The organism is Calditrichota bacterium (assembly GCA_016867835.1).
Lineage (GTDB): Bacteria > Electryoneota > AABM5-125-24 > Hatepunaeales > Hatepunaeaceae > VGIQ01.
On the sequence record VGIQ01000104.1, the window covers coordinates 1 to 10,022 of the forward strand.

7 protein-coding genes and 1 tRNA gene are annotated in these 10,022 nt (G+C 58.5%); 6 read left to right on the forward strand and 2 right to left on the reverse strand.

Annotated elements, in window-relative coordinates:
• The 6 genes from FJY67_09700 to rplT form a co-directional block, all read left to right on the forward strand.
• Positions 1-3,685: T9SS type A sorting domain-containing protein (locus tag FJY67_09700; protein MBM3329726.1), on the forward strand; the 3,685-nt coding region annotated here is incomplete at its 5' end.
• A 199-nt stretch (positions 3,686-3,884) separates the two neighbouring features.
• A tRNA-Val gene (locus FJY67_09705) sits at positions 3,885-3,959 on the forward strand.
• A 4-nt stretch (positions 3,960-3,963) separates the two neighbouring features.
• A complete protein-coding gene (gene thrS / locus FJY67_09710) occupies positions 3,964-5,859 on the forward strand; it encodes a threonine--tRNA ligase (GenBank protein ID MBM3329727.1) in 1,896 nt (631 codons plus the stop codon).
• A 125-nt stretch (positions 5,860-5,984) separates the two neighbouring features.
• On the forward strand, positions 5,985-6,524 hold the full coding sequence (locus FJY67_09715; protein ID MBM3329728.1) for a translation initiation factor IF-3: 540 nt from the start codon (positions 5,985-5,987) through the stop codon (positions 6,522-6,524).
• Between the two features lie 67 nt (positions 6,525-6,591).
• A complete protein-coding gene (rpmI, locus tag FJY67_09720; protein MBM3329729.1) occupies positions 6,592-6,786 on the forward strand; it encodes a 50S ribosomal protein L35 in 195 nt (64 codons plus the stop codon).
• Positions 6,787-6,849: 63 nt separating this feature from the next.
• Positions 6,850-7,206, forward strand: coding sequence for a 50S ribosomal protein L20 (gene rplT / locus FJY67_09725; protein ID MBM3329730.1), 357 nt, complete (start codon positions 6,850-6,852; stop codon positions 7,204-7,206).
• A gap of 154 nt (positions 7,207-7,360) precedes the next feature.
• On the opposite strand, the gene FJY67_09730 is transcribed toward rplT, so the two are convergent.
• Together FJY67_09730 and FJY67_09735 are read right to left on the reverse strand one after the other, a co-directional pair.
• Positions 7,361-7,927 carry a hypothetical protein gene (locus FJY67_09730; protein ID MBM3329731.1) on the reverse strand — a complete coding sequence of 189 codons (567 nt, stop codon included), beginning with the start codon at positions 7,925-7,927 and terminating at the stop codon, positions 7,361-7,363.
• 211 nt (positions 7,928-8,138) lie between these two features.
• The gene (locus tag FJY67_09735; GenBank protein ID MBM3329732.1) at positions 8,139-8,603 is read right to left on the reverse strand and encodes a PAS domain S-box protein; all 465 of its coding nucleotides are present in this window, start codon (positions 8,601-8,603) and stop codon (positions 8,139-8,141) included.
• Positions 8,604-10,022 lie beyond the last annotated feature (1,419 nt).

Consider the following 10,022-nt stretch of genomic DNA (forward strand, 5'->3'; position numbering starts at 1 on the left):
AAGTCTCGAGTTCCAACGTTACCTCGCAACATTGACCGGCGACCACTTGCCCCGGCGCGATCCTTCTATCGAGTCGATGCCTTACGAAGGCTTCTATTTCGCTGCCGTTCGGGAGGAATGCCTTCCGTACGCGATTCCCTTGCTGGAATGGAAGCGTCGGATGGGCTATCGCGTCGAAGTAACAGCGTTTAGGGCGTCTGACTCGCTGGCTGCAAATATCAGGGGACTAATTCTTGAACGGTATCTGGAACTGCGGCGAGCCGGGCGGGCACCATTCGACTATGTCCTCCTGATCGGCGACCGGCGTGGCTTTGAGCATGCCGGGCTATGGACGCTGCCCTCTTTCCAGGGCAATCCTTCGATGGCGCAGACGGCACGTCATGCCGATTACGAATATGGCCTGCTCGAAGGCAATGATTTCCTAATGGATGTAGGTGTCGGACGTATCGCCGCCGGCAGTCAGGCCCGGATGGAGCATGCAGTTGGCAAGTTGTTCGCCTATGAGCGTGCGCCCGACACTCGAAACCCCAACTGGTTCACCCGGGCGGGGGTCTTTTCACAACGTTGGGCTGACGAATTCGACCCTTCTCTTTACCTAACGACGCGCTGGGGTGAGCGCGTCCTCGAGGCCGCCGGGTATCGAAATCTCCTCGTCCGCGAGCCGGCGCGCGCCGATTCAGCCGATGCCGACCTTATAGCATCTGAACTGCGCGGCTGGTTGAATGAACGGCCTCCCGCACTGATGATTGGCCGGGCGCAGATTTCGCCTTGGGAAGCGAGCCTGCCGGGCGTCGATCCGAACCGGGTTCATCCCATCGTCGTCAACTTCGGCGGCCACGCGGAGTTCATGATGAACTCACTCTACAACAGCGGTAACCGGGATGAACTGGTCGGAGCGGCATCCGTCTTCAGCGGTTGGGGGACGCCTCAGACGTTCATCAGCAATGCGCTTTGGGCTTCGCTGGTAAGGTCGCTGGTTATCGACGACCTGTCGCTCGGCTGGACGCGAGCCGCCGCCGGGCCGGGACTGGTCCGGCTTGTTCCACGTTATCCCACAGTCCTGACGCTGTACCAGACCGACCTCGACTTCTACGGCGATCCGGGACTTAAACCGTGGCGCAGCGTGCCGCGACAACTGAGAGTCACGCATCCGGAAACCCTCTCGCCCGGCACCAGCCTCGTCGAAGTGCGGGTTCTCTTTGCCGGGGACGATCAGCCTGCTGCGGATATCCAGGTCGCTATCTATGCGCCGGGCGATGTTCCCGACCCCGATGAGTATGATATTTGGGAGCCGCTCTATCAGCGCGTCGGCTGGACCGATGACGACGGCTATGCCCGCATCACCCTCGACCCGACTCTCCCCGAAGGTCCGATCTACGTAACCGTCACAGGGCGAGGTCTCTACCCGTCGGAAACGGAGATATCGATAGAGGAGCGTCCGATCGCGCTGGTAGCCATCGACTACGACGTCACCGGCGCGCTCGTACCCAACGGCGACGCGGAGATCCAGCCCACGCTTGAGAACCGCGGCAGCGACGTCACTGCCCGCGGCGTTTTCGCGCTGCTCGAAGCCAGCTCTCCCTATGCGATAGCCTCCCCCGAGACCCTTTCCTTCGGGGACATACCGGCCGGAGAGTCCCGCCGCGCGAGGGGGAGTGCTCGAGTAACCTTCACCGGCGATGTTCCCGACGGCGCCGACCCGGGCGTCCGCCTCCGCATCTATTCCCAGGATGGCGAATGGTCGGCTGCAGTGCCGCTCGACGTCCAGGCTTCTAATGTTGTCGCCGGCCGGATCGAGCCGGGAACGTTGCTCACCGACTCGACGGGCAACGTGCTCGTCAATCTGGTGAATAATGGCCGCTGGCCGAGCGGGCCGATCGCGGCGCAAATTCGCAGCGAGAGTTGGGCTGTCGAAGTGCTCGACGGGATCGCCTCGTATGCCTCAATCCTCCCGGAAGGCGGGACGCGGCGGCCGCTCGACGGGCCGTTTCAACTGCGCCCCAATCGCCTCGCGCCGCCGGGCATGGAGGTCATGCTCTATCTCGATCTACGGCAGGAGATTCTACTCAAGACGATTCCGCTTCGCTTCCGGCTCGGCAACGCTCGGGAAGCGACCCCTTACGGTCCCGACGACTACGGCTACATTGCCCTTAACGACGGCGAGGAGGCGCGCTGGACGGGTGCGCCGCTCTTTGGATACATCAATCCCCCCCGGGTCGATTCGACGCGCCTGCCGATTGACGCACTAACAGATCCGGGCGCGGCGACGGCGCTTCGTCTGCCCTTCACGCTCCGCTTCTATGGACAGGAGTTCGACACCATCACCGTCTGCACCCACGGTTTCATCGCCGTCGGCAATCAGGTGCGCAATATGAACTTCCAGAATTTCCCGCTCGACTTTGCAGCCGCCGGGGCGATGGGGATGATAGCCCCCTACTGGGATCGCTTTACCCGCAACCGGAATGACAATCAGCCCGGCATTTTCGCACACTATGACCAGGCCGGCAGGTATATAGTCATTGAATGGTATCGGATTCGCGCGACCGAGGACGTCAACGACCAGACATTTCAAGCCGTCCTTTTCGACCCGTCGCGATACCCGACAGCATCGGGCGACTCACCTATACTTTTTCAGTATTCGACGGTTCGTCTGATCGCGGGCGATGACAGCACCTATGCTTCGACCGGCATTTCAAGCCCCGACGGCCGGACCGGACTAACTTACACTTTCTCCGATCTTTACCGGCCTCAAAATCCGCGCTTCACAGAAGGGAATACCAATCGGTCAATACTCTTCACTACAGGACCGGGTGCTCCCGTGGGATCGCTGCAGGGCCGGGTCGTTGAAGCCGCCAATCCCAACCGGCCGGTGCTTGGAGCGGTGGTTTCCGGATACGCCTATGGCCTCGGCGCGATCTTCGGTCTGCCAGTGGGTGAAGAAGGCTATCAAGGGTCTGCTCTTCCTATCGGACACTACACCCTCCGCGCCGGGAAGCCGGGCTACAACAGTGTCGAGCGTGCTATCAGAATTGAGCCGGGGGGCAACCGGAGTGCCGACTTCAGCCTGGAACGTGTTACCCTTGAACTGGATCGGCGGGAGTTTCGGGAGTCATTCTTTCCCGGTCATCGGGCGTACCGGACTTACCGCGTAGCCAATCGAGGTGACGGAGTGCTTAGCCTCCAACTTGCGAAAGTTGAAGTCGAGGGTGCTGATTGGCTAAGAATCTCTGCCTCCCTTACCGTCGGCCCCGGCGAGACGGTCGTCGATTCGTTCCAGATTCGCAATACCGCACGCATCCCCTACAACCGGAACGGTATGGTGATCCTCCGTTCCGACCGCGCTCAATTGGCGGACACGATCCGGGTCATCCTCAACATTGACTCAGCGAACGCGGCGCCACCTCCCGACCTGCCGGTCGCCGGGCATTATGCCCTCCATCCGGCAGCACCGAATCCCTTCAACGGCCGGACGACAGTGCGCTTTAACCTGCCCGAAGAGAGCGACGTCAAATTAACCTTGTATGACCTTGAGGGACGCATCCTCGAAACGCTTGAAATGAAGCGCCTCTTCCGCGGCAAGCATTCCCGCACCATCGAACTCGAGCACCTCCCGGCCGGGCTATACTTCTGCCGGATGGAGGCGAAGGCATTCCGCGCCACGACGCGGCTCGTGCTGTTGAAGTAAACCAACGCTCATTACTTGGTGCAGATTGTCTATATGTTCTCCCCCCTGCTTCGCGGGGGGACGAGACATTAATGACACTACTCCTAACAATAGAACTTTGGCAGTGCGCAACTTGAAACCGAAGGTGGCTCCGATCGCCCGGAGGCTTGACATTGCGAACGCCAAGCCTTACCTTAAAGGTCTTGCAATAGAAGCAGGAGGGCGATTAGCTCAGATTGGTTAGAGCGCTTGCGTGACATGCAAGAGGTCACTGGTTCGAGTCCAGTATCGCCCACGTGATGTCCGACCTCTTTGCCGACATATCTCAGAAGGCGCTATCGGATGCCTGTCAGTCGTTGCGACAATGCCTGGGCGGCTCCCTTCCCGACGGCGTCATTGGCGCGGAGTGCGATGGGCGCCTCTACGGCCTCGATGACCCGGTCGATCAGCCCGGTCGTTACCGCCTGCTGACCGTCGAATCGCCGCGCGGCCTCGAACTCCTCTGGCACTCGGCGGCGCATCTGCTCGCGCAGGCCGTGCGGAGGCTCTATCCGAAGGCGAAACTCGGCATCGGCCCGGCAATCAAGGACGGCTTCTACTACGACTTCGACTTCGGCGAGCCGATCTCGTCTGACGACCTTCCCCGGCTCGAGGGTGAAATGCAGCGCCAGATGGAGGCCGATTACCCGATAGTCCGGTCGGAAGTGACCGCCGACCAGGCGCTCCAGTTTTTCGGCGAGAACGGCCAGGACTACAAGATCGAACTGATCAAAGGCCTGGAGGGTCGTATTTCGACCTATACCCAGGCCGAGTTCACCGATCTCTGCCGCGGTCCGCATGTCCCTTCGACCGGCTGGATCAGGCATTTCAAATTGCTCTCGCTGACCGGCGCCTACTGGCGCGGAGACGAGCGCAACCCGATGCTGCAGCGGATTTACGGCACCGCCTACCCGACCGCGGAACAACTTGAAGCGCATCTGCACCGCATCGAGGAGGCGAAGCGGCGCGACCACCGGGTATTGGGACGGCAGTTAGGGCTGTTCAGTTTTCACAACGAGGCGCCCGGAGCGCCGTTCTGGCATCCCCGCGGCGTAGTGCTCTTCGACACCGTGCGCACCTATGTCCGGCAGACTCTGCGGCGGCGCGGCTATCAGGAAGTGCAGACCCCGCTCATTTTGGCGCGCGATCTCTGGGAGCGGTCCGGTCATTGGGATCACTACCAGCGGGCGATGTATTTTACATCGCAGGAGGATCGCGACTACGCGGTCAAGCCGATGAACTGCCCGGGACACGTGCTGATGTTCGGCGAGCGGCAGTGGTCTTATCGCGACCTGCCGGTCCGGTTCGCCGAAATGGGGATTGTCCACCGCTACGAGAAGTCCGGCACTCTTCACGGCTTGATGCGCGTCCGCCATATCACCCAGGACGACGCGCACGTCTTCTGCACCGAAGATCAGATCGTGGACGAGGTGGTGGGGATGATCGATCTGATATTCGAAATCTACGGCCGTTTCGGGATGACCGACTTTGTCATCGATCTTTCGACCCGGCCGCTCGACCGGATCGGCGGCGATGCGCTTTGGGACCGCGCCGAGAGCGCACTGAAGGAAGCGCTTTCGCGGGTCGGACGCCCCTATCAGGTGAACGAAGGCGAAGGCGCCTTCTATGGCCCGAAGATCGACTTTCACGTCAGCGACAGTCTCGGTCGCACCTGGCAGTGCTCGACCATTCAGGTGGACTTCAATTTCCCCGAGCGGTTCAACCTCGAGTATGCCGGAACCGACAATCAGCCGCATCGACCGGTCATGCTGCACCGGGCGATCCTCGGATCGCTCGAACGATTCCTCGGCGTCCTGATCGAGCATTACGGAGGCGACTTCCCGCTCTGGCTGGCACCGGTTCAAGCCGCTGTCCTGCCGATCACCGACGCCCAGCATGGCTTCGCAGGGGAGGTCGAGCGGACGCTGAAGGATGCCGGACTGCGGGTCCAGTCCGACCTGCGCAGCGAGAAGATCGGCAAGAAGATCCGGGACGCCGAACTCGAGAAGATTCCTTATATGCTCATCATAGGCGCGCGGGAGGCTGCGGCGGGGTCGGTCGCCTTGCGGCATCGAGGCGAAGGCGATTTGGGAGCAGTGGACTTGAACATCCTTGTCCAGAGGCTGAAAACTGAAAGTGAGCAAGTGAGCGAATGAGCGAGAGGATTCGCTTACCCGCTTGCCTGAACACTTGCTTACCTAATATCAACACATCGGGAGCGCTTCTGATTCGTTTGGATTATTCGCTTTGACCCTGTCGGTCCCAGCCGCGGGGGTGCATCATTAACCAATCCCAGCGTGCGCCGCGCGATTTCAGCAAGAACCCGCGCGTCAACGAGGAGATCTTTGCGCCGCAGGTGCGACTGGTCGGCGCCGATGGTCAGCAGGTCGGCATCGTCCCGCTTCGTGAAGCGAAAGCGATGGCAGAAGATGCCGGGCTCGATCTGGTCGAGATCGCGCCACAGGCTCAGCCCCCCGTCTGCAAGGTGATCGACTACGGCAAGTATCGCTACGAGCAAACCAAACGGACCAAAGAGAGCCGCCGCAAGCAGCACAATGTCGAGATCAAGAAGATCCGCTTCAGTTCCAATATCGACGATCACGACTTTCAGACCAAGACGGCGGCGGCGAGGAAGTTCCTGATGGAGGGAGACCGCGTCAAAGCGACGCTGATGCTTATCGGTCGGCAGATGACCCGCAAGGAGCGGGGATTGGAAGTGCTCCAGAAGATGGCCGGTGAACTGGCCGACATCGCCAAAGTCGAAGACGGACCGCGCATCGAGGGGAACACCTTTTCGATGCTTCTGGTGCGGAAGAAGTAGGCTTTAACAATCTTAAGGGCAGGATTCATCCCGCCCGATAAGGATCATAACATAAAGTCAATAAGCAATGCCCAAGATGAAAACCAACCGGGGCGCCGCGAAGCGCTTCCGGCTAACCGCTTCGGGCCGCATCAAGCGCGACAAGGCTTACGGCGGACACAACTTCACCTGTAAGACGCGGGAGCAAAAACGGCGCATCCGCAAAAGCGGGACGGGGGTCACATCGGACGCACCCCGCATCCGCAGATTGATTTCAGCCTAATCGGGGCCGGAACGGAGTGAATCCTATCCTGCCTACAAGACAACTGACAACTGACAACCAACCATGCCTCGTTCTGTAAACCACGTCGCTTCCCACGCCCGACGGAATAAGATTCGTCTGGCGGCTCGCGGATACTATGGCGCTCGCAGCCGTCTGCTGAGGACGATGCGCGCCGCCGTCCGCCGCGCACTTCAATACAATCTGGCGCATCGCCGCAAGCGAGCCGGTGACTTCCGGCGTCTCTGGATCACCCGCATCAATGCGGCCTGCCGGATGCACGGTCTATCTTATTCCAAGTTCATCCACGGTCTGGCGCTGGCTAAGATCGAGATCGACCGCAAGATGCTGGCCGACCTTGCAGTGCGCGATCCCAATGCTTTCTCAGCCATTGCCGAGCAAGCCCGCAGCGCGCTCACTTAAGTCGAGCCGAAAGCGTTAAATACGTTTCGGAGGCGGTTGTTCGATCTTGGAGGGCGGGAATCATCCCGCCCTCCAAGTGTGTGAAGCCCCTTTACAGCCTGCCTCTGCCGGATTAAATCGCCGGCGCTCCTGGCCCGGCTTGCGTTGCTTCCCCTCACTTCTTGCGATCGATAACTTCCCGCACCTTGCGCGCCAGGTCAGCGATTGCAAGAGGTTTGCCGATGAACTCGGCCGATAGCGCACCGCTCGTCAAATCGAGACCATCCGGCAGGTAACCCGACGCAAAGAGCACGGCTACGGATGGATCGATCTGATGGATCTGTCCGATCAGTTCCGGGCCGTTCATGTGCGGCATTAACACCCGGAAGGTCGTGCCCTGCCCCAGTTCACTTTCGACGACGATATCGCCCCCGCTTTGCCGGACATAGCCATAGACCATCGAGAGGCCAAGCCCCGTGCCCCGGCCTATCTCTTTGGTGGTGAAGAATGGCTCGAAGATGCGGCTCATTACCTCCGGCGACATCCCTATACCCGTATCGCGAACGCTCAGGACGACGTAGTCCCCCGGGCTAAGTTCGGCGGGAAGGGGCTGACCTCCGACAAGGTGGGCTGCCGACGTTTCGATATCCACTTCGCCGCCGGAAGGCATTGCGTCGCGGGCAATTATGACCAGGTTGATCACGACCTGTTCGATCATTCCGGTGTCGGCTTTGATAGCCATCTGCGACACTCCTGGCTGGAATCGCAGTTCGATGTTTTCACCGAGCAAGCGGCGCTACATTTTCAAGAGGTTGGTGATGACCGCGTTCAGATCGACGACACCGACGCTCATCACCTGTTTGCGGCTGAAGGCAAGCAATTGGCGGGTCAGGTTGGCAGCATTTCCTGCAGCTTTCTTGATCTGCTCAATGTCATTGCGGAGCATGTCATCCTCAGGAAGCGCCAGCGACAGCAGATCGCAGTGCCCGCTCAACCTCGTACTGTGCCGTAATGTCTTCAGCGATACCCTCATAGTAGAGCAGGTTCCCTTCGTCGTCGAGGACCCGGTGAGCGCTCTCGTGCACCGTCATCGTTCCGCCGTCCTTGCGCTGCCAAAGGGCGGTGAAGCCCTGAACAAAGCCGTGATCTTCGATTTCCTGCAGAAACTTCGCGTCATCCTCTGAGTTCATATAGCCACGGTTGTCTAACCGCGAGGCAGATAGTTCATCGAGAGTATCGTAGCCCTTCATTCGGATCAGTGCGGGATTGGCAAGGATCAAAGTGCCGTCCGAGTGGCCCGGTAGATGCCGATGGTTGCATTCTCGAAAAGGGACTTGAATTACTCTTCGCTCTGCATTAACGCTGCCGTAGAGGGTTAGCGCGGCATCCCGCGAGGAAGCAGGGGGAGGAGCAGGCAGGGCAGGAAGGGGGGTGCATCGGGAAAATCGTCACTTCGTCACCGAATCGGCGTATCCTGCGCACTGGAATAGAGATACGCCGTGACGGAAGGGTGACGGAATGGTGACGGAAGGGTGAAGGGAGGCCTTAAGAGTACAATGGATCGAATGGGCCGCTAGTTTCCGATCAAGTCATTGATCTGATCCTGCCATTCCTTTTGCTTGACGACCTTGAATATGAACTTCTGGCCCGGAAACTTGAGACCGAGTTCGGTCCATTCATGCACCTCGCCCAATCTGGTGCAAATATCGAATATGCTTTCCTTGTATTCCGTATCCGGATTCCCTGCCAAGTGCCCCCCCTTTGACTCTAATACAAAGACTCTGCTGTGCATATCGACCTCTTCCGGTTCTTTTTCCTGAACAAGGAAGTCAGGATAGATACGGTTTTCCTGCCAGCCCTGCACACTATAGCCAGCCCGTGATATGTTGCGATACCACCAGAGTAGTTTGGCCTGCTTATCGAGACAAAGCGCGATGTCTCTTTCAAAGTCATTGTATTTGTCCCGCTCCTCGATCTCAAAAATTGAGGTCTGGAGCGGTTCAACAGAACTATGCTCCAAACGGCGCACGCCTTCGCGCGGAATCTTTTTTGTTGATTTGATTCCTCCCTCTCCATCGCGAATCAAATAGAAACAGAGTTTCCTATCCTTTAGGAGTTTTTCAAAGTGGAATTTGGCGCGCTCGTCCTTGAATTGAACCAGCCTCGATCGTAGGGCTTCCAAAAAGATACTAAGATTAGCGCCAATCTGGTGACGTGAATGCCGGTTTGCGAGCAAGCCAAGCGCGGTGCTTGCAATCTCCCATGCCTCCCAAGGATTTGGGACAATATCTGAAATCTGCCGTGTTGCAAAGACAGGATCAGGCTCAAGGTAAACGATCTTCCTTGTGATGCCCGTCTGCCTAATTGCATCGACAGGATTTTCGGCGAGTGAAATTGCCTGCTCAATATCGGTTGCCTGAAAGATATGCAACTCCCTCCCTTCGACCCATGAAAGGTCGAAGTCTCGCCAATTTATGCGGCCAAGCAAATCCATTTCGTAGTCCAACGAACGCGGCTTGGGCGGCTCGTCGATTACGAAACGGGGGAGGAAAATATTGTCGGCAAGGTGCTTAAATTGCTCACGAAAGCCAATCTCTATAGTTGGAGTCTTTGGTGCCTTCTCGCCCAAATCGGGTCTTATGAATCCTTCAAGATCACCCAGACCTTCATCCTTGAGTCCGTCTCTAATTTCATCAATAAGATTCCTTGTATTTGAACGCCGGCAAATAACGTAACTTTGATCGAGAGGATGGGAGCTGTCTTTCGATAATTTTGTCGCATAAGGCTGGCGCAAAATGCGCCCAACGAGTTGCGTTATTCCCATCTTCGACTTGGGA